23 protein-coding genes, 6 tRNA genes, 3 other RNA genes and 1 pseudogene are annotated in these 25,348 nt (G+C 53.8%); 24 read left to right on the top strand and 9 right to left on the bottom strand.

Annotation, left to right across the window (positions count from 1 at the left end; all coding sequences use genetic code 11):
• Positions 1–353 precede the first annotated feature (353 nt).
• From cydA to WH279_RS03195, 20 genes are all read left to right on the top strand, one after another.
• A complete protein-coding gene (gene cydA / locus WH279_RS03100) occupies positions 354–1,922 on the top strand; it encodes a cytochrome ubiquinol oxidase subunit I (protein WP_339454983.1) in 1,569 nt (522 codons plus the stop codon).
• A gap of 15 nt (positions 1,923–1,937) precedes the next feature.
• On the top strand, positions 1,938–3,077 hold the full coding sequence (gene cydB, locus WH279_RS03105; protein WP_339454984.1) for a cytochrome d ubiquinol oxidase subunit II: 1,140 nt from the start codon (positions 1,938–1,940) through the stop codon (positions 3,075–3,077).
• A 14-nt stretch (positions 3,078–3,091) separates the two neighbouring features.
• Complete coding sequence (gene cydX, locus WH279_RS03110; RefSeq protein ID WP_133845500.1) at positions 3,092–3,205, top strand: cytochrome bd-I oxidase subunit CydX; 114 nt, start codon at positions 3,092–3,094, stop codon at positions 3,203–3,205.
• A complete protein-coding gene (gene ybgE / locus WH279_RS03115; protein ID WP_339454985.1) occupies positions 3,205–3,498 on the top strand; it encodes a cyd operon protein YbgE in 294 nt (97 codons plus the stop codon). The genes cydX and ybgE overlap by 1 nt, the downstream gene beginning before the upstream one ends.
• A gap of 249 nt (positions 3,499–3,747) precedes the next feature.
• Positions 3,748–4,152, top strand: a complete 405-nt coding sequence (gene ybgC, locus WH279_RS03120; protein ID WP_133845496.1) for a tol-pal system-associated acyl-CoA thioesterase — start codon at positions 3,748–3,750, stop codon at positions 4,150–4,152.
• Positions 4,153–4,157: 5 nt separating this feature from the next.
• The gene (tolQ, locus tag WH279_RS03125) at positions 4,158–4,835 is read left to right on the top strand and encodes a Tol-Pal system protein TolQ (RefSeq protein WP_171148735.1); all 678 of its coding nucleotides are present in this window, start codon (positions 4,158–4,160) and stop codon (positions 4,833–4,835) included.
• A gap of 13 nt (positions 4,836–4,848) precedes the next feature.
• Entirely contained in the window at positions 4,849–5,277 is a 429-nt protein-coding gene (gene tolR, locus WH279_RS03130; RefSeq protein ID WP_062748479.1) for a colicin uptake protein TolR, read from the top strand.
• Positions 5,278–5,306: 29 nt separating this feature from the next.
• Complete coding sequence (tolA, locus tag WH279_RS03135; protein WP_339454986.1) at positions 5,307–6,560, top strand: cell envelope integrity protein TolA; 1,254 nt, start codon at positions 5,307–5,309, stop codon at positions 6,558–6,560.
• A 109-nt stretch (positions 6,561–6,669) separates the two neighbouring features.
• A complete protein-coding gene (gene tolB, locus WH279_RS03140) occupies positions 6,670–7,962 on the top strand; it encodes a Tol-Pal system beta propeller repeat protein TolB (RefSeq protein ID WP_200641585.1) in 1,293 nt (430 codons plus the stop codon).
• Between the two features lie 44 nt (positions 7,963–8,006).
• Positions 8,007–8,519 carry a peptidoglycan-associated lipoprotein Pal gene (gene pal, locus WH279_RS03145; protein WP_133845490.1) on the top strand — a complete coding sequence of 171 codons (513 nt, stop codon included), beginning with the start codon at positions 8,007–8,009 and terminating at the stop codon, positions 8,517–8,519.
• 9 nt (positions 8,520–8,528) lie between these two features.
• Positions 8,529–9,335 carry a cell division protein CpoB gene (gene cpoB, locus WH279_RS03150; RefSeq protein WP_159337428.1) on the top strand — a complete coding sequence of 269 codons (807 nt, stop codon included), beginning with the start codon at positions 8,529–8,531 and terminating at the stop codon, positions 9,333–9,335.
• A 164-nt stretch (positions 9,336–9,499) separates the two neighbouring features.
• Positions 9,500–9,575 (top strand) — tRNA-Lys (locus WH279_RS03155).
• A 12-nt stretch (positions 9,576–9,587) separates the two neighbouring features.
• Positions 9,588–9,700, top strand: a non-coding RNA gene (locus WH279_RS03160) — RtT sRNA.
• A gap of 46 nt (positions 9,701–9,746) precedes the next feature.
• A tRNA-Val gene (locus WH279_RS03165) sits at positions 9,747–9,822 on the top strand.
• A gap of 4 nt (positions 9,823–9,826) precedes the next feature.
• Positions 9,827–9,902: transfer RNA gene (locus WH279_RS03170), tRNA-Lys, on the top strand.
• 12 nt (positions 9,903–9,914) lie between these two features.
• A non-coding RNA gene (locus tag WH279_RS03175) (RtT sRNA) lies at positions 9,915–10,027 on the top strand.
• A gap of 45 nt (positions 10,028–10,072) precedes the next feature.
• Positions 10,073–10,148, top strand: a tRNA-Lys gene (locus tag WH279_RS03180).
• A 37-nt stretch (positions 10,149–10,185) separates the two neighbouring features.
• Positions 10,186–10,261: transfer RNA gene (locus tag WH279_RS03185), tRNA-Val, on the top strand.
• A 4-nt stretch (positions 10,262–10,265) separates the two neighbouring features.
• Positions 10,266–10,341: transfer RNA gene (locus tag WH279_RS03190), tRNA-Lys, on the top strand.
• Between the two features lie 31 nt (positions 10,342–10,372).
• Positions 10,373–10,497, top strand: a non-coding RNA gene (locus WH279_RS03195) — RtT sRNA.
• A gap of 71 nt (positions 10,498–10,568) precedes the next feature.
• On the opposite strand, the gene WH279_RS03200 is transcribed toward WH279_RS03195, so the two are convergent.
• A complete protein-coding gene (locus tag WH279_RS03200) occupies positions 10,569–12,026 on the bottom strand; it encodes an AlkA N-terminal domain-containing protein (protein ID WP_339454987.1) in 1,458 nt (485 codons plus the stop codon).
• A 167-nt stretch (positions 12,027–12,193) separates the two neighbouring features.
• Here WH279_RS03200 and WH279_RS03205 point away from each other — a divergent pair, with 167 nt between their 5' ends.
• The 3 genes and pseudogenes from WH279_RS03205 (at position 12,194) to pnuC (ending at position 14,642) form a co-directional block, all read left to right on the top strand.
• Positions 12,194–12,697: a methylated-DNA--[protein]-cysteine S-methyltransferase gene (locus tag WH279_RS03205; protein ID WP_339454988.1), complete on the top strand. Its 504-nt coding sequence runs from the start codon at positions 12,194–12,196 to the stop codon at positions 12,695–12,697.
• Positions 12,698–12,856: 159 nt separating this feature from the next.
• Positions 12,857–13,918, top strand: a pseudogene (gene nadA, locus WH279_RS03210) (quinolinate synthase NadA).
• Between the two features lie 25 nt (positions 13,919–13,943).
• Complete coding sequence (gene pnuC / locus WH279_RS03215) at positions 13,944–14,642, top strand: nicotinamide riboside transporter PnuC (protein ID WP_339454989.1); 699 nt, start codon at positions 13,944–13,946, stop codon at positions 14,640–14,642.
• Positions 14,643–14,710: 68 nt separating this feature from the next.
• Here pnuC and zitB read toward each other — a convergent pair whose 3' ends face one another.
• The 4 genes from zitB to WH279_RS03235 form a co-directional block, all read right to left on the bottom strand.
• Positions 14,711–15,637 carry a CDF family zinc transporter ZitB gene (zitB, locus tag WH279_RS03220; protein WP_339454990.1) on the bottom strand — a complete coding sequence of 309 codons (927 nt, stop codon included), beginning with the start codon at positions 15,635–15,637 and terminating at the stop codon, positions 14,711–14,713.
• On the bottom strand, positions 15,618–18,743 hold the full coding sequence (locus tag WH279_RS03225) for an ATP-binding protein (protein WP_445235247.1): 3,126 nt from the start codon (positions 18,741–18,743) through the stop codon (positions 15,618–15,620). Before WH279_RS03225 ends, zitB begins: the two co-directional genes overlap by 20 nt.
• Complete coding sequence (locus WH279_RS03230; RefSeq protein ID WP_200641023.1) at positions 18,743–19,333, bottom strand: response regulator transcription factor; 591 nt, start codon at positions 19,331–19,333, stop codon at positions 18,743–18,745. Before WH279_RS03230 ends, WH279_RS03225 begins: the two co-directional genes overlap by 1 nt.
• A gap of 116 nt (positions 19,334–19,449) precedes the next feature.
• Entirely contained in the window at positions 19,450–19,785 is a 336-nt protein-coding gene (locus WH279_RS03235) for a YbgS-like family protein (protein WP_339454992.1), read from the bottom strand.
• Between the two features lie 292 nt (positions 19,786–20,077).
• Here WH279_RS03235 and aroG point away from each other — a divergent pair, with 292 nt between their 5' ends.
• On the top strand, positions 20,078–21,130 hold the full coding sequence (gene aroG, locus WH279_RS03240) for a 3-deoxy-7-phosphoheptulonate synthase AroG (RefSeq protein WP_339454993.1): 1,053 nt from the start codon (positions 20,078–20,080) through the stop codon (positions 21,128–21,130).
• Between the two features lie 73 nt (positions 21,131–21,203).
• Here the strand turns inward: aroG and gpmA are convergent, their stop codons facing one another.
• From gpmA to galT, 4 genes are all read right to left on the bottom strand, one after another.
• Positions 21,204–21,956 (bottom strand): 2,3-diphosphoglycerate-dependent phosphoglycerate mutase, encoded by a 753-nt coding sequence (gene gpmA, locus WH279_RS03245; protein WP_012441996.1) that lies wholly within the window; start codon positions 21,954–21,956, stop codon positions 21,204–21,206.
• A gap of 157 nt (positions 21,957–22,113) precedes the next feature.
• Complete coding sequence (gene galM / locus WH279_RS03250; RefSeq protein ID WP_339454994.1) at positions 22,114–23,145, bottom strand: galactose-1-epimerase; 1,032 nt, start codon at positions 23,143–23,145, stop codon at positions 22,114–22,116.
• Positions 23,139–24,287, bottom strand: coding sequence for a galactokinase (gene galK / locus WH279_RS03255; protein ID WP_339454995.1), 1,149 nt, complete (start codon positions 24,285–24,287; stop codon positions 23,139–23,141). Before galK ends, galM begins: the two co-directional genes overlap by 7 nt.
• 2 nt (positions 24,288–24,289) lie before the next feature.
• Positions 24,290–25,333 carry a galactose-1-phosphate uridylyltransferase gene (gene galT / locus WH279_RS03260; RefSeq protein ID WP_200641014.1) on the bottom strand — a complete coding sequence of 348 codons (1,044 nt, stop codon included), beginning with the start codon at positions 25,331–25,333 and terminating at the stop codon, positions 24,290–24,292.
• Positions 25,334–25,348 lie beyond the last annotated feature (15 nt).

The following is a 25,348-nucleotide window of genomic DNA, read 5'->3' on the forward strand; positions in this document are numbered from 1 at the left end:
GAGTATATTGCTGGAGTATTTTGGTGTTTTTAGTTTAAATTGCGCTGCATCAATTCAGCGCTGTTTCTGCTATTCCTTTGAAATTTGATACAGTCTGCTAAAAATAATACTGAAGTCACAAAACCACTTTAAGCCTGTGTGTATAAAGGCGTATTATGTAGCGCGGGATGTCTTTTCGGATCTTAAAAGCGCTTACTAACCCTTTTGGTCAACGGATTACGGTGTTTTTTGCATCTCAAAGACCACTTCACAGGATTCAGTTTTTTATTATTTATTGGGATATCTCCAGGTAATTCTGAGTAATTTACTCAGGTTTTTTCTGTCGGAACCCACTTGCGGAGCAAGGAGTCAAAATGTTTGATATTGTCGAACTGTCGCGATTACAGTTTGCTTTGACTGCTATGTACCATTTTCTGTTTGTGCCTTTAACGCTGGGTATGGCGTTTTTACTGGCCATTATGGAAACGGTATATGTGCTGTCGGGTAAACAAATCTACAAAGATATGACCAAGTTTTGGGGCAAGTTATTTGGTATTAACTTTGCTCTGGGTGTTGCCACCGGGCTTACTATGGAGTTTCAGTTTGGCACTAACTGGTCTTATTACTCGCACTATGTGGGTGATATCTTCGGTGCCCCGCTGGCCATTGAAGGCCTGATGGCATTCTTCCTTGAGTCGACCTTTGTCGGGCTGTTCTTCTTCGGCTGGGACAGGCTGGGGAAAGTACAGCACATGGCCGTGACCTGGTTGGTGGCTCTCGGTTCTAACCTCTCCGCACTGTGGATTCTGGTGGCAAACGGCTGGATGCAGAATCCAGTGGCCTCTGAGTTTAACTTCGAAACGATGCGTATGGAGATGGTCAGCTTCTCCGAACTGGTACTGAACCCGGTAGCACAGGTGAAATTCGTGCACACCGTGGCAGCAGGTTATACCTGTGGTGCGATGTTTATTCTGGGTATCAGTGCTTACTACCTGCTGCGCGGCCGTGATATCGCTTTTGCCAAGCGTTCATTCGCGATTGCAGCCAGCTTTGGTATGGCCGCTATTCTGTCGGTGATTGTCCTGGGTGATGAATCCGGCTATGAGATTGGTGATGTGCAGAAAACCAAGCTTGCCGCGATTGAAGCCGAGTGGGAAACGCAGCCAGCGCCTGCCGCCTTTACACTGTTCGGTATCCCTGACCAGGAAGCACAGAAGAATAACTATGCTATCCAGATCCCCTGGGCTCTGGGCTTGATCGCGACCCGTTCCGTCGACAAACAGGTCACCGGCTTGAAAGAGCTGATGGCGCAGCATGAAGTGCGCATTCGCAACGGGATGAAGGCTTACCAGCTGTTGCAGGAGCTACGTACCGGCAATCAGGACCCCGCGGTGCGTACCGCATTCAATGCGGCCAAACAGGATCTTGGCTATGGTTTGCTGTTGAAACGCTACACGCCGAACGTTGCGGATGCCAGCGAAGCTCAAATCCAGCAGGCTACGAAAGATTCGATTCCCAGCGTTGCTCCACTCTACTTCTCCTTCCGAATCATGGTCGCCTGTGGCGTGCTGATGTTACTGATTATCGGACTGTCATTCTGGACCGTGATTCGTAATCGCATTGGTAAATGGCCACTTCTGCTGAAATGCGCGCTATACGGCATTCCGCTGCCGTGGATTGCGATTGAATCAGGCTGGTTTGTCGCGGAATACGGCCGTCAACCCTGGGCCATTGGTGAAGTGCTGCCTACTGCCGTGGCGAACTCATCACTGACCGTGGGTGACCTGCTGTTCTCAATGGGGTTGATTTGCGGTCTGTATACGCTGTTCCTGGTGGCTGAAATGTACCTGATGTTCAAGTTTGCCCGTCTGGGTCCAAGCAGTCTGAAGACCGGACGCTATCACTATGAACAGTCCAGCATCGCCTCGCAGCCGGCACGCTAAGACAGGAGTCCATAAATGTTAACTTATGAAGAATTGCGCTTTCTCTGGTGGTTGCTGATTGGCATTTTGCTGATCGGTTTTGCGGTCGCTGACGGTTTTGATATGGGCGTAGGGATGCTGACCCGCATCCTGGGGCGTTCTGATACTGAACGCCGTATTATGATCAACAGCATTGCCCCACACTGGGACGGCAACCAGGTCTGGCTAATCACTGCAGGTGGTGCGTTATTTGCTGCCTGGCCGATGGTTTATGCCGCCGCGTTTTCCGGTTTTTATGTGGCGATGATCCTGGTGCTGGCCTCATTATTCTTCCGTCCGGTCGGGTTTGATTACCGCTCCAAGATTGAAGATATGCGCTGGCGCGGTATGTGGGACTGGGCGATTTTCATCGGTAGTTTTGTCCCGCCGCTGGTTATTGGTGTCGCCTTTGGTAACCTTTTACAAGGCGTGCCTTTCCACATCGACAACGATCTGCGCCTGTTCTATACCGGCAACTTCTTCCAACTACTGAATCCGTTTGGTCTGCTGGCGGGAATTGTCAGCCTGACAATGATCCTGACCCAGGGCGCAACGTATTTGCAGATGCGTACCGTCGGCGAACTGCATCTGCGTACCCGTAAAACCGCGCAGATTTCGGCTGCCGTGATGATGGTTTGCTTCGCGCTGGCAGGTGTCTGGGTGGTGTACGGCATTGATGGCTATGTGGTGACCTCGGCACTCGATCATAACGGTGTGTCTAATCCACTGGTGAAAGAAGTCAGCCGTCAGGCGGGTGCCTGGATGGTGAACTTCAATAACGCGCCGATTCTCTGGGCTATTCCGGCACTGGGTGTGGTACTGCCGTTACTGACTATTCTCTTCTCGCGAATTGAAAAAGGGGCCTGGGCATTCCTGTTCTCTTCACTGACGCTGGCCTGTGTCATTCTGACGGCCGGTATTGCGATGTTCCCGTTTGTTATGCCATCCAGTACCGTACCAAATGTGAGCCTGACCATGTGGGATGCTACGTCGACGGTATTGACACTCAATGTCATGACCGTGGTGGCGGCTATCTTTGTGCCGATTATCCTGGCTTACACAACCTGGTGTTACTACAAAATGTTCGGTCGCGTGACGAAAGAACAGATTGAGAATAACAGCAATTCTCTCTACTAAAGAAGGAGCAACATATGTGGTATTTTGCCTGGATCCTTGGCACGCTACTGGCTTGTGCCTTCGGTATCATTACTGCACTGGCGCTTGAGCAAGCAGAAGCGTCAGCCGCGAGTAAAGAGGAACTGTGATGGGGGAGGGCATCGCTCGTCTCTATCAACTAATGGACAAGGGCCTGCTGAGGGCCCTTTCCCTGATGGCTGCGTTAGTGCTGGCGGGATGCATATTCTGGAACCCAGCGCGCTTTGCCGCGAACAGCAGTGAGCTGGCTATCTGGCAGGGGCTGTTGCTGATGTGGGCGGTCTGCACGGGCGTGATTCACGGTGTGGGCTTCCGCCCGCATCGTCTACGCTGGCGTGGATTTTTCTCTCCGCTTCCCGCTTTGTTAGTTGCCTTGAGTGGCGTTGTTTTTTTTTTCCTCTGATCGTGCAGAGGGGCGGATTCATCGGTCCCTCTGTTTTCCTCTTCGTCCCTCGCCACAATGAATGTCGCTGAAGCTTTTTTTAGCTGCGTTTATGTCAATATTTGTCTAACAAATGTGCTGAAATTAGTGAAGTTGTTACCGCGCGATAATTATTTTCGTCAGCCTCTGGCAACCCATTCCCAACAGGTTAGCTCTTGCGTATAGTAGCAACGTTTTCCTGTACCAACGTTAGCATTACCGGGATGTAGAGTGAGTACAACGCTGTTTCGATGGCCGGTGCGTGTCTATTACGAAGATACCGATGCCGGTGGTGTGGTTTACCACGCCAGCTATGTCGCTTTTTATGAACGGGCACGAACTGAAATGCTGCGCCAGCGCCATTTCAACCAACAGGTTCTGCTGGAACAGCAGGTGGCCTTTGTTGTGCGCCGTATCACGGTTGATTACCTTGCCGCTGCACGCCTCGACGATATGCTCGATGTGCAAAGCGAGGTCATTGGCATGACCAGAACGACCATGACATTCGCACAACGCATCGTTAATGCAGAAGGCCGTGTGCTCAATGAAGCAGAGGTCCTGATCGCCTGCATCAATCCACATCTAATGAAGCCGATAGCGCTTCCCAAGTCTATTGTCGCGGAGTTCAAGCAGTGACTGACATGAACATTCTTGATTTGTTCCTGAAGGCGAGCCTTCTGGTCAAACTTATCATGTTGATATTGATCGGATTTTCTATCGCCTCCTGGGCTGTAATCATTCAGCGTACCCGTATTTTGAATGCGGCCACGCGTGATGCAGACGCCTTCGAAGATAAGTTTTGGTCCGGTATCGAACTGTCTCGTCTCTATCAGGAAAGCCAGGCCCGTCGCGATGAGCTGGGTGGTTCTGAGCAGATTTTCTATGCGGGCTTTAAAGAGTTTGCCCGTCTGCATCGTGCTAACAACCATGCGCCGGAAGCGGTCGTGGAGGGGGCGACGCGTGCCATGCGTATTTCCATGAACCGTGAACTGGAAGCGCTGGAAAACCATATACCTTTCCTGGGTACCGTAGGTTCCATCAGTCCTTATATTGGTCTGTTTGGTACGGTATGGGGGATTATGCACGCCTTTATCGCGCTGGGCGCGGTGAAACAGGCCACCTTACAGATGGTGGCACCGGGTATTGCTGAAGCACTGATTGCGACTGCAATTGGTCTGTTTGCGGCTATTCCTGCGGTCATGGCTTACAACCGCCTGACGCAGCGTGTGAACAAACTTGAGCAGAACTACGACAACTTTATGGAAGAGTTCACGGCTATCCTGCATCGTCAGGCGTTCTCTAGCGACGTAAGCAAGTAAGTCGGAGGTTAGCATGGCCAGAAGGCGTGGTCGCGGTCGCCGCGACGTCAAGTCCGAGATCAATATTGTTCCGTTGCTGGACGTGCTGCTGGTGCTGTTGCTGATTTTCATGGCAACGGCGCCGATCATCACTCAAAGCGTGGAAGTTGATCTCCCGGACGCTACAGATTCTAAAACCGTCTCCAGCGATGATAATCCTCCTGTGATTGTTGAAGTCGCGGGTGTCGGGCAGTACAGCCTGGTGGTCGATCACGATCGGATGGAGCAGTTGCCAGCGGAACAAGTGGTGGCCGAAGCGCAGCGTCGCATTACGGCTAACCCGAAAACGGTGTTCCTGATTGGCGGGGCCAAAGAGGTTCCTTACGAGGAAATCATCAAGGCGCTGAACTTGCTGCATCAGGCAGGCGTGAAGTCTGTCGGATTAATGACGCAGCCGATTTAATTCATTCGAACCGTTTTTGGGAACCGAGAGTGTCGAAGGCAACCGAGCAAGACGAAAAGTTAAAACGAGCGATAACAATATCAGTCATCTTCCACATTATTTTGGTGGCCGTGCTGGTATGGAGCTCGTTTGACGAGAACATCGACGCCAGCGGCGGCGGTGGCGGTAGCGATATTGATGCAGTCATGGTCGATCCTGGCGCGGTCGTAGAACAGTACAATCGTCAGCAAAATCAGCAGAGCGACAGCAAGCGCGCCGAGCAACAACGTCAGAAGCAGGCTAAACAGCAGGCGGAAGAGTTGCAGCAGAAACAGGCCGCAGAACAGCAAAGGCTGAAACAGATCGAGAAAGAACGTCTGCAGGCACAGGAAGATGCCAAACAGCAGGCGGCAGATACGGCCGCCGAGCAGAAGCAAGCCGCGGATGCGGCGAAGCAGGCGCAGCAGGAGCAGAAACAGGCTGAAGCCGCGGCGGCAAAAGCCAAAGCCGATGCGAAGGCTCAGGCGGATGCCCAGGCGAAGTCTGCTGCTGATGCACAGAAAAAAGCAGCAGAAGAAGCGAAAAAAGCGGCTGCTGATGCGAAGAAAGAAGCCGAAGCAGAAGCGAAACAGGCCGCTGCAGAAGCCGCTAAAGTGAAAGCGGCAGCGGATGCAAAAGCCAAAGCCACCGCTGAGGCAAAAGCGGCCGCTGATGCTAAGGCTGCCGCTCAGGAAGCCAAAGCACAGGCGGCGGCTGAGGCGAAAGAAAAAGCAGCAGAAGAAGCCAAAGAGAAAGCGGCGACTGCCGCGAAAGAAAAAGCCGAAGCGGCTGCAAAAGCGAAAGCTGATGCCGCAGCGAAAGCCAAAGCCGATGCCGCAGCCAAGAAGAAAGCAGCAGCTGAAGCCGCGAAAGAGTCAGGTGATGTCGGTGACTTGCTGGGTGACCTGACCTCAGGTAAAAATGCGCCGAAATCCGGAAATGCTGCTGGCGGCGGTGGTGCTGCGGGGCAGGGTACACAGAAAAAATCAGGTGCATCCGGTGCTGCTATCGACAGTTATCTCGGACAGGTTAAAGGCGCGATTCAAAGTAAATTGTATAATGCGGATACTTTCGCCGGGCAAACCTGCGATATCCGCATCAAACTGGCTCCGGACGGGCTGCTGATTTCAGCAACGACGGCCGGTGGTGATGCTGCGCTCTGTCAGGCCGCGTTAAGTGCTGCTCGTACTGCTAAAATTCCAAAACCGCCAACCCAGGATGTCTGGCAGGCGGTGAAAGAAGCGACAGTCGAGTTTAAACTGTAAGAATTCGGTCGTCAGCGGCATGTTGAACTATGTTTTGCATGCCGTACTCTTAGGTTTCTTGATACAAGGCTAATTATCGTGGGTGCTATGCCCGGATAAGGGAGAAAGAATGAAGCAGGCATTTCGTGTAGCGCTGAGTTTTTTAATGCTGTTTGTCGCGGTCGCGCATGCAGAAGTTCGCATTGAAATTACTCAGGGTGTGAATTCCGCACGTCCTATCGGCGTTGTGCCGTTTAAATGGGATGGTCCAGGTGCCGCACCGGAAGATATTGGTGGCATTGTTGCTGCCGACTTGCGTAACAGCGGTAAATTCAATCCAATCGATCGTTCACGTTTACCACAGCAGCCAACCTCTGCTGCCGAAGTGCAGCCCGCTGCATGGAGCGCGCTGGGCATTGATGCCGTCGTGGTAGGCCAGGTTCAGCCAGGCGCTGACGGCAGCTATACAGTTTCCTACCAGTTGGTCGATACCTCGGCTAACCCTGGTGCTGTGCTGGCGCAGAATCAGTTCAAAGTGACTAAACAGTGGTTACGTTATGCCGCGCATACGGCCAGTGATGAAAGCTTTGAAAAACTGACCAGCATCAAAGGGGCATTCCGTACCCGTATTGCTTACGTAGTGCAGACCAACGGCGGTCAATTCCCGTATGAACTGCGCGTATCTGATTACGATGGTTACAACCAGTTTGTTGTGCATCGTTCACCAGAACCACTGATGTCACCAGCCTGGTCTCCAGATGGTAGCAAAGTGGCTTACGTGACCTTTGAAAGCGGTAAGTCTGCACTGGTTATCCAGACGCTGGCGAATGGCGCGATCAGGCAGGTTGCTTCGTTCCCACGTCACAACGGCGCACCCGCTTTCTCTCCTGATGGCAGCAAACTGGCATTTGCGTTATCAAAAACCGGTAGCCTGAATCTGTACGTGATGGACCTTGGTTCTGGTCAGATTCGTCAGATCACTGATGGTCGTTATAACAGCACCGAACCAACCTGGTTCCCGGACAGCCAGAGTCTGGCTTACACCTCCGATCAGGCAGGTCGTCCACAAATTTATAAAATCAGCGCAAGCGGCGGTACAGCTCAACGTATTACCTGGGAAGGTTCTCAAAACCAGGACTCAGACGTCAGCTCTGATGGCAAATCAATGGTGATGGTCAGCACCAATGGCGGTGCTCAACACATCGCCCGACAAGATCTGGTAACGGGAGCCGTTCAACAATTAACGGACACGTTCCTGGATGAGACGCCAAGTCTCGCACCTAACGGCACAATGGTAATCTATAGCTCTACTCAGGGTATGGGTTCCGTATTGCAGTTGGTTTCGACGGATGGGCGTTTCAAAGCGCGTCTTCCGGCAACTGATGGACAGGTCAAATTTCCTGCCTGGTCGCCGTATCTGTGATGCATGTGTAAATATGTATGGCAAACTATAATAGGAATTAAATAATGCAACTGAACAAAGTGCTGAAAGGCTTAATGCTGGCACTGCCAGTAATCGCAGTGGCTGCATGTAGCTCTCATAAGAACAACAACAACGACCAGACTAACGGTCTTGGTGACGGTTCTAACAGCGGCATGAACAGCGGTAACATGTCTTCTGACGAGCAGGCACGTCTGCAGATGCAAGAACTGCAGAAAAACAACATCGTATACTTCGGTCTGGATAAGTATGACATCGCTTCTGACTTCGCTCAGATGCTGGATGCGCACGCTAACTTCCTGCGTAGCAACCCATCATACAAAGTGACCGTAGAAGGTCATGCGGATGAGCGCGGTACGCCTGAGTACAACATCGCCCTGGGCGAACGTCGTGCTTCAGCTGTTAAAATGTACCTGCAGGGTAAAGGCGTTTCTGCTGACCAGATCTCTATCGTTTCTTACGGTAAAGAAAAACCTGCAGTACTGGGTCACGACGAATCAGCTTATGCTAAAAACCGTCGTGCAGTACTGGTTTACTAAGAGAATCACATGATTAGTAGCTTCAGAACTCACCTGTTGAGTCTGTCGTTACTGGTTGGCGTAGCGGCCCCCTGGGCCGCTAATGCCCAGGCAACAATCAGTAACGTTGGCTCCGGCTCGGTTGAAGACCGTGTCACTACACTTGAGCGTATTTCTAATGCTCAGGCGCAACTCCTCCAGCAACTTCAGCAGCAACTTTCCGAAACTCAAAATGATATTGACTCCCTACGTGGTCAAATTCAGGAAAACAGCTATCAGCTGAATCAGGTTGTGGAGCGTCAGAAAGGACTTTACCAGCAGATTGACAGTCTAAGCAGCGGTGGTGCAAACGCCGGTGCAGCGGCCGCGTCAGGTGCGGGTGCGGCAGCCGCCGATACGTCCTCTGATGGCAGCAATGCAGCGGCAGCAGCTCCTGCTGCCGCTGCTGCCCCGACCCAAAGTGGGGATGCAAATACTGATTACAATGCAGCAGTGGCGCTGGTACTGGAGAAAAAACAGTACGATCAGGCTATCGCAGCTTTTCAGTCCTTTGTGAAGAAATACCCGGATTCGACTTTCCAGCCTAACGCGAACTATTGGCTCGGTCAGTTGAATTACAACAAAGGCAAAAAAGACGATGCCGCGTTTTATTTTGCAACTGTTGTCAAAAATTACCCAAAATCACCTAAAAGTGCAGATGCACTGCTGAAGGTGGGGGTGATCATGCAGGAAAAAGGCGACAAGGCGAAAGCCAAAGCGGTCTATCAGCAGGTGGTCAAACTGTATCCTAACAGTGAAGCCGCAAAACAGGCACAAAAGCGCTCAGCGGCACTCTGATTGGTGTGATTTAGCTGATTTTAGCCTGAAATATGGTCTTACCGCGTGAAAGCTAAGCAGTTGAACGACTTATCCTGAAATAGTGGTTGCGCTGGAAATTCAAATCAGTAATATATGCCGCCGTTGCCGGGGGATATGTTAAGAGACGCCAGCAGCACAAAAGTGGGTCGTTAGCTCAGTTGGTAGAGCAGTTGACTTTTAATCAATTGGTCGCAGGTTCGAATCCTGCACGACCCACCACTATTCAGTTTTAAACGGTGTAAACCGTGAAGGATGAGAACCGTAAAGGTTCGAGTCGAGCGAAAGCGAGACAACGTTGCTTCAGCAACGGCCCGTAGGGCGAAGTCATCCTGCACGACCCACCACTATTAAGTTTTAAGCGGTGTAAACCGTGCTTTGAAGTTTCGATATGGGTGATTAGCTCAGTTGGTAGAGCATCTCCTTTACACGGAGGGGGTCGGCGGTTCGAGCCCGTCATCACCCACCATATCGGGTCGTTAGCTCAGTTGGTAGAGCAGTTGACTTTTAATCAATTGGTCGCAGGTTCGAATCCTGCACGACCCACCACTTCAAAGTAGTCAGCGGTGTAAACCGTGGAGGATGAGAACCGTAAAGGTTCGAGTCGAGCGAAAGCGAGACAACGTTGCTTCAGCAACGGCCCGAAGGGCGAAGTCATCCAGCACGACCCACCACTTCAAAGTAGCAAGTTATAGCGTAGTCCAGTTTTACCGCATTGCGGGTCGTTAGCTCAGTTGGTAGAGCAGTTGACTTTTAATCAATTGGTCGCAGGTTCGAATCCTGCACGACCCACCATCTCTTAAGAGATAAACATGCGTAGCAGTTCTGATATGGGTGATTAGCTCAGTTGGTAGAGCATCTCCTTTACACGGAGGGGGTCGGCGGTTCGAGCCCGTCATCACCCACCATATCGGGTCGTTAGCTCAGTTGGTAGAGCAGTTGACTTTTAATCAATTGGTCGCAGGTTCGAATCCTGCACGACCCACCAATGTAAGAAGGCGCCCTAAAGGCGCCTTTTTGCTGTCTGCGATTCGTGTAGGGTGAGAACCTGCAGCAGGTTCGAGTCGAACGCAGTGAGACAGCGTTGCCAAAGGCAACGACCCGGAGGGCGAGGCGAAGCCGAGTCATCCTGCACGACCCACCAATGTAAGAAGGCGCCCTAAAGGCGCCTTTTTGCTGTCTGCGATTCGTGTAGTGTCCGGTCGCCCCGTTCCTCTATACCATTTTCCCACTGTGCCAGATATGCATCACCGCATAGCTGCGCCATGGACGCCATGCTTGTGAACGCTCCTCCGCCTGTTTAACGCTAAGACCCCCGAGATTATTGCGTAACACAATATCTCCCGCCGGAAACGCGTCAGGCCAGCGTAATGCGCGCATCGCGAGGTATTTCGCCGTCCAGTCACCAATGCCAGGCAAGGCTAACAGTTGCGCTATCGTATCGTCAGGGTTGCTGACGATATCCAGCTGTAGTTTCTCCAGAGCACACTGTTCCGCCAGCGCCAGGATACAGCGGGTGCGGGCACTGACAATCCCCAGGCGGGCGATCTCATCAATACTGCATTGCGCCACCCGGGCTGGCTGGGGAGAAAGACGTGTCAGTTCTGCAAAAGGCGTCGTGATCTCTTCCCCCAACGCGGTGGCGAAGCGTCCACCCAACGTAGCAGCGGCTTTCACGGTGATCTGCTGGCCGAGAATCGCACGCACGGCCATCTCAAAACCGTCGAACGCACCGGGAACCCGTAATCCGGGATGCGCCAGCACCGAGGCGTGCAACAACGGGTCCTGTCCCAGGTGTTCTGCAATCAGGTCAGGGCGGGCATTCAGGTCAAACAGATTTCTTAGTCGGCGTAACAGCACAGGCAAAACGGCATTCAGTGAATGTGTGAACTCAACCTGCAGCATATTTTTCTCTGCCTGCTGCGTCACTCTTATCCAGCCATGATGCGTCCCCAGACACACGGTACGGGCATAACTGCTATTATCCACACTCTCTACGCCCAGTAGCGCACGACGGCGCAGGAAGGCCAGCATCGCCTCCCAGTTATAAGGAGGGCGATAGCTCAGTTGCAGTGTTGATGTATCGTTGCTGTCGATGCCTCCCTCTCTGATCTTCATGTTCTTACGCAAATGTGTAGGGGGCATACGATACTGGCTGCTGAACGCAGCGTTAAAACGACGCAGGCTGGAAAACCCACTGGCAAACGCAATTTGCGTGACGGGTAAATGGGTTTCGCTCAATAACTGTTTAGCCAGCAGCAATCGCCGGGTCTGGCGTAACTCCTGTGGCGAAACGCCCAGCTCTTTATGAACAATGCGGCGAAGTTGACGCAGGCTGAGATGAAAACTGGCAGCAATCTCTTCCAGGCTATCGACCTGCTCAATCATCCCTTCATCAATACGCTGCATCAACCGTTCGGCAATACGCTGACTGTGATCGACGGGCGCATGGCCGGGAGCCAGCTCGGGTCTGCAGCGGAGGCAGGGCCGAAAGGTGGCTTTTTCTGCCGCTTCAGCGCTGTCGAAAAACAGGCAGTTCTCCGCACGTGGTGCCTTCACCGGGCAAACGGGACGACAATAAATGCCGGTTGAGGTCACACCCACGTAGAATATGCCGTCAAAACGCGCATCGCGTGAGGTGAGGGCGCGGTAAGCTGAGATTGGGTCAATCATCGTTATGTCCTGTCGCACAGAATTCACTTCAGATTAGGTGTTTAGCGCATTCAGTACTCGCCGTTTTCGGACACAATATTATTCTGTACTGATGTCCGAAAGCGGCCAGTGATATGCCATCCCCAGGGCATAATAGCGCGTACCCCAGACAGAGAAGGAGAGGGAAGATGGCTTTCTACTACAAAATGATGCACTCCCCGGTTGGTGAGTTGAAACTGGTGGCAAGCGAACAGGGTCTCGCTGCTATTCTTTGGGAAAATGATGACCCCAAACGTGTGCGCTTCAGGCCTCAGCTGGAAGACACCCAGAACGCAACCCTGCAGGAAGCAGAACGGCAACTGCGCGAATACTTTGCTGGTCATCGCCAGCAGTTCAGCTTGCCGCTGGATTTTATCGGCACAGCGTTCCAGAAGCAGGTCTGGGCGGCGCTGGTGACTATCCCCTTTGGTGAAACGCGCAGCTACGGGGAAATAGCCCAACAGATCGGCAATCCCACCGCTGTGCGTGCTGTAGGCGCAGCGAATGGCAAAAATCCGCTCTCGATTATTGCCCCATGCCACCGGGTGATCGGGGCTAATGGTAAACTGACCGGATTTGCCGGTGGCCTGGTGACCAAAGCCTTTTTACTGCGTCTGGAAGGAGGGCGGTTATGGGCGGAAGAGACCCTTTGACGATCGGCATCACATCCTGAGGCAAAAGTTAAAAATCCGGCGACATCGGTTCATTTTTCAGCTATCGTGTTTAGCATATAAAACAAACCAGCCGTAGAGTTGGCGCCATATGGGCCTTCTACGTTAATTCGGTTAAGTTGAAGAAACGAGAGTTGCCTTATGAGCCTGATGTTCGATCCCGAAGCTGCTATTTATCCCTTTCCGCCCAAACCGGCACGTTTATCTGTTGATTAAAAACAGTTTTACCGTGAAAAAATCAAACGCCTGCTGAAAGAGCGTGATGCGGTGATGGTCGCTCATTATTACACCGACCCGGAAATTCAGGCTCTGGCGGAAGAGACCGGTGGCTGCGTCTCCGATTCTCTGGAAATGGCGCGTTTTGGCAGCCAGCACTCCGCTTCCACTCTGTTGGTTGCCGGGGTACGTTTTATGGGCGAAACGGCCAAAATACTCAGCCCGGAAAAAACCATTCTCATGCCCACTCTTCAGGCCGAGTGTTCACTCGATCTGGGCTGCCCGATCGAAGAATTCAGCCAGTTCTGTGATGCCCACCCTGACCGTACCGTGGTGGTGTATGCCAATACCTCTGCGGCGGTAAAAGCCCGTGCTGACTGGGTGGTCACCTCCAGTATCGCCGTGGAATTGATTGAGCATCTCGACAGTCTGGGAGAGAAAATAATCTGGGCGCCCGATCGCCATCTTGGACAGTATGTCACGCGAAAAAGTGGCGCAGATGTCATTTGCTGGCAGGCGGCCTGTATCGTTCATGACGAGTTTAAAACGCAGGCACTGCAGCGCATGAAGATGCTCTACCCGGAGGCGGCGGTGCTGGTGCATCCTGAATCCCCGCAGGCGATCGTCGATCTGGCCGATGCCGTTGGTTCTACCAGTCAGCTGATCCATGCTGCGCAGACGATGCCGCATAAGCAGATGATCGTCGCCACCGATCGCGGTATTTTTTATAAAATGCAGCAGGCGTGTCCGGACAAAGAATTGCTGGAAGCGCCGACGGCCGGCGAAGGTGCCACCTGTCGTAGTTGCGCTCACTGCCCGTGGATGGCGATGAACGGCCTGAAAGCGATTGCTGATGGTCTGGAGCAGGGGGGGAGTGAACATGAAATTTTTGTTGATGATGCGCTGCGTGAAGCTGCATTGATCCCGCTGAATCGTATGCTAACCTTTGCCGCAGACCTTAAATTAAAAATTAAGGGCAACGCATAATCGATAAAATTGAAGGAATTTCAATATGGATTTTTTTAGTACCTCGAATATTCTGGTTCACATTCCTCTGGGTCAGGGCGGGTACGACCTGTCATGGATCGAGGCGATCGGTACCATTGCGGGCCTGCTGTGTATCTGGCTTGCCAGCCTTGAAAAGATCGCTAACTATGCGTTTGGCCTGATAAACGTCACCCTGTTTGCGGTGATCTTCTTCCAGATCCAGCTGTATGCCAGCCTGCTGCTGCAACTGTTTTTCTTTGTTGCCAATATTTACGGATGGTACGCCTGGAGCCGGCAAACCAGTGATAATCAGCAGGCGCTGAAAATACGCTGGCTGCCGCTGCCTAAACTGCTCGGCTGGGGCGCGGCAATTGTCGTGGCGATTGCCCTGATGACGCGCTATATCGACCCGGTGTTTGCTTTCCTGACGCACACCGCCGTATCGTTGATGCAGGGGCTGGGCCTGAACGTGGTGATGCCGCAGCTACAGCCGGATGCGTTCCCCTTCTGGGACTCCTGCATGATGGTGCTGTCGATTGTGGCGATGGTGTTGATGACACGTAAATATGTCGAAAACTGGCTGCTGTGGGTGATTATCAACGTGATCAGCGTGATGATTTTCGCCCGCCAGGGGGTTTATGCGATGGCGCTGGAATATGCCCTGTTGACATTAATCGCCCTCAACGGTTCGTGGCTGTGGGTGAAAAGCGCCCGTCAGCGCTGATGCCTGGCTCAGGGCAGACCGTCTGTTTTGGTCCACCCTGAGCCATGGATGCCCTCATTCCTGGCATCTCAGTGATGGTGATGCGTGCTGTGATTCTCCTGAGTCGCGTGCAGGCCACAGTCGTCATCTTCGCAGCGCTGATACTCCATCTGTACCGTTGCATGCGCAATGCGATAGTGCTGACGAAGATAATCCTGAATGCAGTGCAGCAGAGCATCATGATCCCGCGGTGGGATCACCTGGACATGCAGCATAATCACCGGTTTCTCCCCCACCTGCCATAAATGCACATGATGTACGTGACGGACTTCAGGAATGCTGCGTACCAGGGTGCGTTGCAGCTTATCCACGTCAATATCCCGTGGCGCACCTTCCAGCAATTCGCGGCCGCTCTCTTTCATCAGCGCCCAGCCGCTGCGCAGCACCAGTAAAGACACCAGAACTGACAAAATAGGGTCGATAGGCGTCCAGCCTGTGAGCATGATGAGCAGCGCAGCGACAATGGCGCCGACCGAGCCAAGCAGATCGCCCAGGACATGGAGTGCTGCAGCCCGCACATTCAGATTCTTCTCTTCACTGCCGCTGCGCAGTAGCCAGAGCGACAGCAGGTTCGCCAGCAGCCCGCCAATAGCAATGATCAGCATCATGCCCCCCGCAATCGGCTGCGGTTGCCGGAAACGCACCAGCGCTTCCCAGACAATCAGAGCCGTAATGACCAGCAGGGCGATCGCATTCACAAAGGCGGCGAGCGTGGTTAAACGCAACAGACCAAACGAGTGCTGTGCCGTTGGTTTGCGCCGGGAAAACTGGGTAGCAAGCAGCGCCAGCAGCAGCGCAGCGGCATCGGTCAGCATGTGCCCGGCATCGGCCAGCAAAGCCAGCGAGCCTGAGATCAGTCCGCCCGCGACTTCCGCCACCATAAAAATGGCTGTGACGGCGAAAGCGGCCAGCAGACGAGAACGATTGGTGTCGGTTTCACCGTGGTTGTGAGCCATAAGATTCCAGTTGAGTTAATAACTTATCGCTTAATGATATCAATAAATTTAGCGCAGATTTAGGGGACTGATGGTTTTTTACCGCCTCAATGATCTGCTGGCAAAGCCGTTCACCTTCGCTATAACCCAGCAGCAACCAGCTACCTTTCATCCGGTGAGCGGCGTTCTCCAGTGCAGGCCATGCCTCAGCGGCAACGGCGTGATTCATCGCCTCGATGTCGCGCGCTAATGTCTCACTCAGTGTCTGGCACAGACGCTGAAAATAGTGCGCATCATGGTGGGCAAGCTGGTTCAGACGTTGGGCGATATCCGCGAACAGGTCCGGCGCATCGGTCTGCAACAGCGCAGCAATGTCCGGGAGAGACACGGGCTTTAGCAGCAAGTGGTCGGCGACCTGCTGTGCCTGCGGATGGTTGAGAATCTGGGCGTCAGCAGAACAGAGCACAATGCGCGTGCGATGCGGCTGATGACGTTCGCTGCGGCGCAGGATTTTTGCCAGCGTCAGGCCATCCGGGCGAGGCATGCTGAAGTCGATAAACAGTAAATCCCATTGCGCCTGTTTTGCGGCATCCAGCAGCGCACGTCCATCACCGAAAGTGTCAGCCTGAATGCCACAGTGTGCCAGCTGTTGTTGCATCACCAGCAGGTTGGTCGGATGGTCATCGATAATTGCCGCACGTAGATGGTGGGTCATGGCCGCAACAGGACGCGCCTGTGTTGCTGCAGGCTGTGGTGGATTGATCACCTGCCACGGCAGCGTGACGCTGACAGAGGTGCCTTCGCCAGGTGCCGATTGCAGGTCAATGGTCCCCCCCATACGACTCACAATTTCACGGCAGATAGAGAGCCCCAGCCCGCTGCCCTGCACTGACAGTTGACGGCCGGAAGGTGTCTGATACCAGGGTTCAAACAATCGTTGCTGTTCAGCCAGAGGAATGCCGCTGCCGGTATCAGCCACCCGCAGGCAGAGCCGGGGCGGATCCTCCTGGGCGGCCAGCGTCAGATGGATTTCGCCTTGCAGAGTAAACTTAATGGCATTGCCCATCAGATTATTGGCGATCTGTTGCAGGCGCTCACCATCAATCAGTACCCAGGCGGGCAGGGCCGTTAATGCACTGACTTTCAGCTGCGGGCCATTACGGCGAATAAGGGGAGGGTAAAAAACGGCCAGATGCTTCAGCCAGCTTTCCGGTTCCAGCGGGCGCGGCACCAGACTGAAGCTGTTGCTCTCTACTCTGGCATGATCCTGGAGATCATTGAGCAGCGTCAGCAGGCTGGCAGCGCTGCTGTAGATCAGCGATAAATTATGGCGCTGAGGTTGTTGTGCCACCTCCAGTTCCAGCAGTCCCAGCACCGCCTGCATTGGGGTGCGCAGCTCGTGGCTGACGGTGGCCAGGAACTGGCTTTTCATGCGGTTTTCCCGTTGAGCCACTTCGCGCTCCTGCTCCAGCTGTCGCCGCTGCTGACGTTCGCGACGCTGGTCAAGATAGCGTCTTAGCAGGAGGATCAACAGGAAGACAATGGCAAACAGGGCCGCCACTAGCACGAACAGCGATATTGGCCGCATGGTTCCCTGATGACCGTCATCAACACTTTCCGGTGTACTGCCCCAGTTCTCCCGCAGCCGCTGCCAGCTCTCCGCCGGGATCTGTTGCAGGCTATTGTTCAGTAATGCCCGCAGTAGCGGCTGGTCAGGGGCAATACCCAGGGTAATGGGCCAGGCGGTATCACCGGCGGTAAACGCCAGTTGCAGCGTATTGACATAACGGCTCTGGACACGCCAGCGAGCCGACAGCACATTGTCCACCAGCGCATCAATCTGACCGCTGGCCAGTGCGTCATACAGGCGGGTTGTGTCATCGAACACCTGAGGCTCGCTGCCTGCAGGCAACAGACGGGAAGCGATATCGCCACGCTTTACACCGATCCGCTTGCCATTAAGATCGGCCCAGCCACTGATGCTCTGTTCCGATGGACGAACATAGACGCCCCACAACGCTCGCCAGACGGGCTGCGTATTATTCAGCATGGCGTCATTACCGGTCAGCGGTAACGTCAGTTGGATCAGGGCGCGACCCTGGGCAACCAGTGTACCCGCCTGCTGAGCATTGCTGACCCAGTAAGGCTGAAAGCGTAACCCGGTGAGCTGGCCAATGCTGTTGAGCAGATCCACGCTGTAACCGGCGGGCTGACCGCTGGCATTGCGGTAGCTCCACGGATAATCGTCACTGACGGCGGCGTAGATAATCGTCGGATGTTGGGCGATCCAGTTACGCTCCATCGGAGTAAGGCGGGCGGTATTACTGTCCTGATAACGCGGCAGTGCGCTGCTCCAGCGTGCTTGGATACCGTTGACCACCTCCATAGGGAGCTGACGAATAGCACTGTCCAACTGCTGCGTCAGTGCCGGACTATGGGTCATTGCCCTGATCTGCAACACACCCGGATCAAGGGGCGAGGCCAGCTGGTAGACTTCACCCTGTTGTAACTGGCCAAGCAGGAACCCCGCGCTGGTTTCATCCGCGACCACATAATCACTGTGCTGATTCAACAGCCCTGAGAGTGCCTGCACATCGCTGTCAACGATCTGCCAGCGATGCTGTTGAACAAAGTCGGGATTAACCCGCGCCAACGTATCACGGCTGACGCTGATGCGTGCTTCGCTGGAGTTAAACATTACCGGACGCAGATTGTTGCGATTACGATAGATGCGCAGTGGGCTGCTAAACCAGGGCTGCGTGGCGCTGATGCCGGGTGGCAAAGGGTGCTGAGGCACGCCGAACAGCACGTCCACTTTCCCCTGCTGTAACGCTGCCAGCATGTCTGGCAGGCGATTAAAGCCCTGTACGTTCATACTCAGGCCGCTGGTTTGCTGTAACGCCACCAGATAGTCTGCGTTGATGCCGTAAAGATCGTTACCCACCACCATGTTCCACGGCGAACCGCCACCCACCAGCACGCCAACGCGCAGGTTTTTTAACGATTCTGCCGCAGGTGAAGCCAGCGGCATCATCTCCTGCGGTAGGGCAATACTGCTGATGGGGCGCAGACTGGCGCTGACGCTACTGACGCACAGCAGCAGGATAAACAACAGTTGTCTGGTTATCACTGGCGTGACTGCCACAGCTGTGCCAGTTCAACCACCGACTGTGCACCGGTTTTATCCATAATATTCTTCTTATGCGTGCTGACCGTTTTGTTGCTGATATGCAGCTGTTCGGCAATTTGCAGGTTGGACTGACCCCTCGCCAGCAGGGCAAGGATCTGCAACTCTTTAGCGGTGAGCTGTTCATGCAGCGTTTCATCCTGCTGCTGAGGCGGGAAAGCCCGTTGTCCCCCCAGCACGGCGAGGACGGCCGATAACAGCTGGCTTAACGGCTGGCGTTTTGCCACAAAACCCGATGCCCCGGCCGCTTCTGCCAGACGCGGCCAGACACGCTCTTCCTGCGCAGAATAGATCACCACGGGCAGTGAGGGGGCAAGCCGTTTAATACGTTTAAGCAGTTGCAGACCGTCGCTGTCAGGCAGACCAATATCGAGGATCACCACGCTGACACGCTGACTGTCGAGTAACGCGAGTGCATCCTGCTGATTTTCAGCAGACAATAAAGTCAAAGGGAATGGCGCATGAACCAGAGCGGCTTCCAGTGCAACCTGCACCAGCGGGTGATCGTCAATCAGCAGCAACGTGGTCATGAAAAAGTCCAATATAAAACAGGGGATTCAGGATAGCTGATGGGATGGTCGAAGAAAACGAGAAAGAAAAAAGGAGAGCATCAGCTCTCCTTTATTGAATCTGACGTTATGACAGATTACTGACTGGTACCATCGGTTTTGGTATCTGCTTCATTACCGACTTTTTTGTTGATGTCAGGGCATTTGCCATCTTTACATTGGGTATTTTTATTCACTTCATCCGCACTCATGCCTTTATGGTGCTTCATGTCTTTGTGCGTCGCATTGTCACCTGAAGTGTTGATTTTGCTGTTATCAACATTATTCGGTGGCAAGTTTTCTTTGGCGCCTGGTGCCACTGCACCAGCATCCGCGGCAGCATTCGCTGAACCGTTACTATCGGCAGCCATTGCTGCACCGCTGCCCAGGGTCATTGCTGCTGTCAGAAATACGATTGCAAACTTATTCATCATTATGCTCCGTTAATTATTGAATGTTGCCTGACTCAATAACTCGATTCGGTGAGTTACGTTATTTCATTATCTTCAGAATAAAATCCTGCAAAAGGGTCAGGGTGAAATCGTAAGTGGTACAAATGCATTTAATGCAAGAGTTAACGAGTAAAAGTGTAGTTCACGACAGGGATAAATCAAATCTGAGTACGGGTTAACCCTCGTAATACGATTTACAGGGCTGGGGAGTCGCGATAGATTGGAGGCGATGCGCCTGGTGTGCAGTACGGCAATGAAATAACATGGAAATATTATGAATTATCAGAACGATGACTTAAGAATCAAAGAGATAAAAGAACTTTTACCTCCGGTTGCGTTATTTGAAAAATTCCCTGCCACGGACAAAGCGGCCAGCACCGTTTCCCAGGCCCGTCAGGCAATTCATCATATTCTGAAAAAACAGGATGACCGTCTGTTAGTGGTGATTGGTCCCTGCTCGATTCACGATACGGTAGCGGCCAAAGAGTACGCCACCCGCCTGTTAGCGCTGCGTGAAGAGCTGAGTGACTCGCTGGAAGTCGTGATGCGTGTCTACTTTGAAAAACCGCGTACCACGGTGGGCTGGAAAGGGCTGATCAACGATCCGCATATGGATGGCAGCTTCCAGATCAACGATGGTCTGCGCATCGCACGTCAGCTGCTGCTGGAGATTAACGACAGCGGCCTGCCAGCGGCGGGGGAGTTCCTCGATATGATCACCCCGCAGTATGTGGCTGACCTGATGAGCTGGGGTGCCATTGGCGCACGTACCACCGAGTCTCAGGTGCACCGTGAACTCTCTTCCGGCCTTTCCTGCCCGGTAGGATTCAAAAATGGCACCGACGGTACGATTAAGGTCGCCATTGACGCCATCGGCGCAGCCAGCGCCCCTCACTGCTTCCTCTCGGTGACCAAATACGGGCATTCGGCGATTGTTGAGACCGCGGGTAACGAAGACTGCCACATTATTTTGCGTGGCGGCAAAGAGCCTAATTACAGTGCTCACCACGTCAGCGCCGTGAAATCCGGCCTGGCAAAAGCCGGTCTGGATCCTCAGATTATGATCGACTTCAGCCATGCCAACAGCAGTAAGCAGTTTAAAAAGCAGCTGGAGGTGTCAACGGATGTGGCACAGCAGATTGCAGGCGGCGATCGCACGATCATCGGTGTGATGATCGAAAGCCATCTGGTTGAAGGTAATCAGAGCCTGGAGAGCGGCGAGCCGCTGGTCTACGGCAAAAGTGTTACCGATGCCTGCATTGGCTGGGAAGATACTGAGACCGTGCTGCGTCAGCTGGCGGATGCGGTGAAAACGCGTCGCGGTTAATCTGTTAACGCGCATAAAAAACCCGCCAGATGGCGGGTTTTTTTATATCTGCGAACGTTCTATTGCGAAAGGATTACTTCGCTTTACCCTGGTTAGCAACGGCAGCGGCTTTCGCAGCAATCTCGTCAGCATCACCCAGGTAGTAATGTTTGATAGGTTTGAAGTTTTCATCGAACTCATACACCAGTGGCACGCCAGTTGGGATGTTCAGTTCCAGGATCTCTTCTTCGCTCATGTTGTCCAGGTATTTCACCAGCGCACGCAGGGAGTTACCGTGGGCCGCGATGATCACTTTCTCGCCGCTTTTCATGCGTGGCAGAATAGATTCATTCCAGTAAGGCAGCACGCGATCGATGGTCAGCGCCAGGCTCTCAGTGGTTGGCAGCTGTTCAGCGGTCAGTGATGCATAACGTGGGTCGTGGCCAGGGAAGCGCTCATCAGCGCGATCCAGCTCGGGTGGGGTCACGGCAAAACCACGACGCCATTGCTTAACCTGCTCATCACCGTATTTGTTCGCGGTTTCAGCTTTATCCAGACCTTGCAGCGCACCGTAGTGACGCTCGTTCAGGCGCCAGGATTTTTCCACTGGCAGCCATACCTGATCCACTTCATCCAGGATGTTCCACAGGGTGTGGATGGCACGTTTCAGCACAGAAGTGTAAGCGAAATCGAAGGTGAAGCCTTCTTTCTTCAGCAGCTGACCGGCAGCTTTCGCTTCGGTGCGGCCTTTGTCTGACAGATCAACGTCATACCAACCGGTGAAACGGTTTTCATTGTTCCACTGGCTTTCGCCGTGACGTACCAGAACCAGCTTAGTTACAGCCATAGCTTAACTCCTTAATAACTTTACGTTTCTATGATAATGGTGATCGGTAAACTGCCGGAGACGACAACGCGACAATTTTAATGTGCATTACCATAGCTGAATTCTGCGCAGCGCGTAAGTCCGTAACGCTCGCGATGCGCGATTTTCATGCGCTTTATCAAACCGCAGTCAGTTGATAACGCGTTATCGACTGATACGATTCACCTGGTTGCAGCCAGCAGTCGGGCTGTGGCCACTCAGGGTGGTTAGGCGAGTCGGGTAGGAACTCGCTCTCCAGCGCAATACCCTGGAAAGCAGTATAGACGCCCTGTTCGCGCGCCGGAGTACCTTCCAGATAATTCCCGCTATAAAGCTGTAATGCCGGTGCACTGGTAAAGACGTTAAGTTGCAGTTTGCCATCGGCAGACCACAATGTTGCAGCGGGCTGTGCCGCGCTGTTATTTAACAAATAGGCGTGATCGTAGCCTTTTACCGCGCGCTGATCGGCATCACTGAGGAAATCCTGTGCAACCGATTTTGCCTGGCGGAAATCAAAACTGGTCCCTGCCACGGCTTTCAGTGGGGCATTGGGGATCCCTTCGCTATCCACCGGCAGATAATGATCGGCATTCAGGTACAGGCGATGCTGACGTGCATCACCGTGTTCCGCATCCAGATTGAAATAGGCATGATTCGTCAGGTTAACCGGGCAGGCTTTATCCACGGTAGCGTCATATTGAATCGACAGCGTGTTGTCATCATCCAGATGGTAGCGCAGCGATACCAGTAGCGTGCCTGGGAATCCCTGATCGCCATCGGGAGAGTCCAGGCGATATTCCACTTCGCTGTCGCTTTGACAGACAATCTGCCAGCGACGGTTGTGGAAGCCCTCCGGGCCTCCGTGCAACTGATGCGCACCCTGATTGGCAGCGAGTGCGATGCGCTGGCCGTCATGCTGCAACTGTGCATGGGCAATGCGGTTGGCATAGCGGCCTACGGTCGCACCTAAGTAAGCGCTCTGCTCCAGATAGTCTGACGGCGTGGCGCAGCCGAGCAGCGCCTCACGTACGTGACCATCACCCATTGGGACGCGCGCAGAGAGCCAGGTAGCGCCCCAGTCCATAAATGTCGCGATCATCCCATTGCGATTGCGCAGGGTGGTGATGTGCCACGGTTGCCCATCGGGCGCATGAGAATTTGGGGTTAGCATTCGCCCGCTCCTGCTGAGGCTTTGCAGACGTAGAAGGTCTCTTTAATGCCAGATTTCGCTCCGTACTGGTCTGCCACGGCGGCTTTAACTTCGTCCACCAGATCAAACGGCATCAGCGCCACGATACAGCCGCCGAAACCACCGCCGGTCATGCGCACGCCACCGCGCTCGCCGAGCGTGGCTTTAACAATCTCAACCAGCTGGTCGATAGGCGGCACGGTGATTTCGAAGTCATCACGCATTGAGGCGTGCGACTCGGCCATCAGCACGCCCATGCGGGCCAGATCGCCGCGCGCCAGGACATCGGCGGCTTCAAGCGTACGTGCGTTTTCAGTCAGAACATGACGAACACGTTTAGCGACCAGCGGATCAAGCTGATCCTGCTGCGCGGTAAACTGGCTCAGTTCCACATCACGCAGTGAGGTTTCGCCGAAGAATTGCGCGCCTGCTTCGCACTGCTGTCGGCGCGTATTGTATTCGCTGCCTACCAGGCTGCGGCGGAAGTTGGAGTTGATAATGACCACCGCAATATCGGATGGCATCGGCACCGGGCGCGTGCCCAGCGTACGGCAATCGAGCAGCATGGCGTGATCTTTCTCACCTAATGCCGAGATCAGCTGATCCATAATGCCGCAGTTACAGCCAACAAACTGATTCTCTGCTTCCTGTCCGTTTACCGCAATGGCGGCGCCGTCCAGAGGCAGTTCATACAGATGCTGGAACACGGTACCGACGGCGACTTCCAGCGAGGCGGATGAACTCAATCCGGCACCCTGTGGCACATTGCCGCTGATCACCATATCGGCACCGGCAAAACCAGGTGCGCGCTTCAGCAGGTGTTTCACCACGCCGCGCACATAGTTAGACCACATCTGATCCGGGTGGCTGACGATCGCCTCATCCAGCGAGAAAATGTCCTGCTGATTGTCGTAGTCGGCGGCAATCACCCGCACCTGACGGTCGCTGCGTTTCGCACAGGCGATCACGGTCTGGTAGTCAATGGCACAGGGCAGCACAAAACCGTCGTTGTAGTCGGTGTGCTCACCGATCAGGTTGACGCGGCCCGGTGCCTGAAGGGTGTGGGTTGGCGTGTAGCCGAACACGGTACTGAAAATCTGTTGGGTAGCGGTCTGTAAGCTCATGATTATTCCGCCTCACGGAAATGAATATCGCTGACGGCGCGCAGACGTTCTGCTGCCTGCTCGGCCGTTAAGTCACGTTGGGTTTCAGCCAGCATTTCATAGCCGACCATAAATTTACGCACCGAGGCTGAACGCAGCAGCGGTGGATAGAAATGCGCATGTAGCTGCCAGTGGTCATTGGCATCGTCATTAAACGGCGCGCCATGCCAGCCCATGGAATAGGGGAAAGAGCACTGGAACAGATTGTCATAGCGACTGGTGAGCTTTTTCAGCGCCAGCGCCAGATCGCTACGTTGTGCCTCGCTCAGATCGGGCAGGCGCTTCACGTGGGCTTTCGGCAGCAGCAATGTTTCAAACGGCCAGGCTGCCCACCACGGTACCACGGCCAGCCAGTGCTCGGTTTCCACCACGGTACGACTGCCATCGTTCAGCTCGCGAGCCGTGTAATCAACCAGCATTGGGGAGGCATGTTTCGCAAAATACGCGCGTTGCAGATCGTCTTCGCGCTTTGCTTCATTTGGCAGAAAACTGTTGGCCCACACCTGGCCATGCGGATGCGGGTTAGAGCAGCCCATCGCGGCGCCTTTGTTCTCGAACACCTGTACCCAGGGATAGTGCTGGCCCAGATCCGCCGTTTGTTCCTGCCAGGTTTTGACGACATCGACCAGGCCTGCCAGCGTCAGTTCGGGCAGCGTTTTGCTGTGATCCGGAGAGAAGCAGATCACCCGGCTGGTGCCGCGTGCGCTCTCGCAACGCATCAGGATATCGTCGCTCTCTGGCGCATCCGGGGTGTCGGTCATCAACGCAGCGAAGTCATTAGTGAAAACGTATGTGCTGGCGTAATCCGGGTTTTTATCCCCGGTAACACGGGTATTTCCTGGGCAAAGGAAGCAATCGGGATCGTGTGCAGGCAGTTTTTCCTGCGACGGTGTTTCCTGTGCACCCTGCCAGGGTCGTTTGGCACGGTGAGGGGAAACCAGAATCCACTGATCGGACAGCGGGTTATAACGTCGATGAGGGTGATCGACCGGATTAAATTTCTGCATGTTGTGTCCTGATAA

The sequence above is a fragment of the Erwinia sp. MYb375 genome (assembly GCF_037479175.1).
GTDB lineage: Bacteria > Pseudomonadota > Gammaproteobacteria > Enterobacterales > Enterobacteriaceae > Erwinia > Erwinia rhapontici.

Excerpts from the sequence above, each read along its gene's own strand:
- cydA (WP_339454983.1), top strand. The coding sequence starts at position 354 with ATGTTTGATATTGTCGAACTGTCGCGATTACAGTTTGCTTTGACTGCT.
- cydB (WP_339454984.1), top strand. The coding sequence starts at position 1,938 with ATGTTAACTTATGAAGAATTGCGCTTTCTCTGGTGGTTGCTGATTGGC.
- cydX (WP_133845500.1), top strand. The coding sequence starts at position 3,092 with ATGTGGTATTTTGCCTGGATCCTTGGCACGCTACTGGCTTGTGCCTTC.
- ybgE (WP_339454985.1), top strand. The coding sequence starts at position 3,205 with ATGGGGGAGGGCATCGCTCGTCTCTATCAACTAATGGACAAGGGCCTG.
- tolQ (WP_171148735.1), top strand. The coding sequence starts at position 4,158 with ATGAACATTCTTGATTTGTTCCTGAAGGCGAGCCTTCTGGTCAAACTT.
- tolR (WP_062748479.1), top strand. The coding sequence starts at position 4,849 with ATGGCCAGAAGGCGTGGTCGCGGTCGCCGCGACGTCAAGTCCGAGATC.
- tolB (WP_200641585.1), top strand. The coding sequence starts at position 6,670 with ATGAAGCAGGCATTTCGTGTAGCGCTGAGTTTTTTAATGCTGTTTGTC.
- pal (WP_133845490.1), top strand. The coding sequence starts at position 8,007 with ATGCAACTGAACAAAGTGCTGAAAGGCTTAATGCTGGCACTGCCAGTA.
- cpoB (WP_159337428.1), top strand. The coding sequence starts at position 8,529 with ATGATTAGTAGCTTCAGAACTCACCTGTTGAGTCTGTCGTTACTGGTT.
- WH279_RS03200 (WP_339454987.1), bottom strand. The coding sequence starts at position 12,026 with ATGATTGACCCAATCTCAGCTTACCGCGCCCTCACCTCACGCGATGCG.
- WH279_RS03205 (WP_339454988.1), top strand. The coding sequence starts at position 12,194 with ATGGCTTTCTACTACAAAATGATGCACTCCCCGGTTGGTGAGTTGAAA.
- pnuC (WP_339454989.1), top strand. The coding sequence starts at position 13,944 with ATGGATTTTTTTAGTACCTCGAATATTCTGGTTCACATTCCTCTGGGT.
- zitB (WP_339454990.1), bottom strand. The coding sequence starts at position 15,637 with ATGGCTCACAACCACGGTGAAACCGACACCAATCGTTCTCGTCTGCTG.
- WH279_RS03230 (WP_200641023.1), bottom strand. The coding sequence starts at position 19,333 with ATGACCACGTTGCTGCTGATTGACGATCACCCGCTGGTGCAGGTTGCA.
- WH279_RS03235 (WP_339454992.1), bottom strand. The coding sequence starts at position 19,785 with ATGATGAATAAGTTTGCAATCGTATTTCTGACAGCAGCAATGACCCTG.
- aroG (WP_339454993.1), top strand. The coding sequence starts at position 20,078 with ATGAATTATCAGAACGATGACTTAAGAATCAAAGAGATAAAAGAACTT.
- gpmA (WP_012441996.1), bottom strand. The coding sequence starts at position 21,956 with ATGGCTGTAACTAAGCTGGTTCTGGTACGTCACGGCGAAAGCCAGTGG.
- galM (WP_339454994.1), bottom strand. The coding sequence starts at position 23,145 with ATGCTAACCCCAAATTCTCATGCGCCCGATGGGCAACCGTGGCACATC.
- galK (WP_339454995.1), bottom strand. The coding sequence starts at position 24,287 with ATGAGCTTACAGACCGCTACCCAACAGATTTTCAGTACCGTGTTCGGC.
- galT (WP_200641014.1), bottom strand. The coding sequence starts at position 25,333 with ATGCAGAAATTTAATCCGGTCGATCACCCTCATCGACGTTATAACCCG.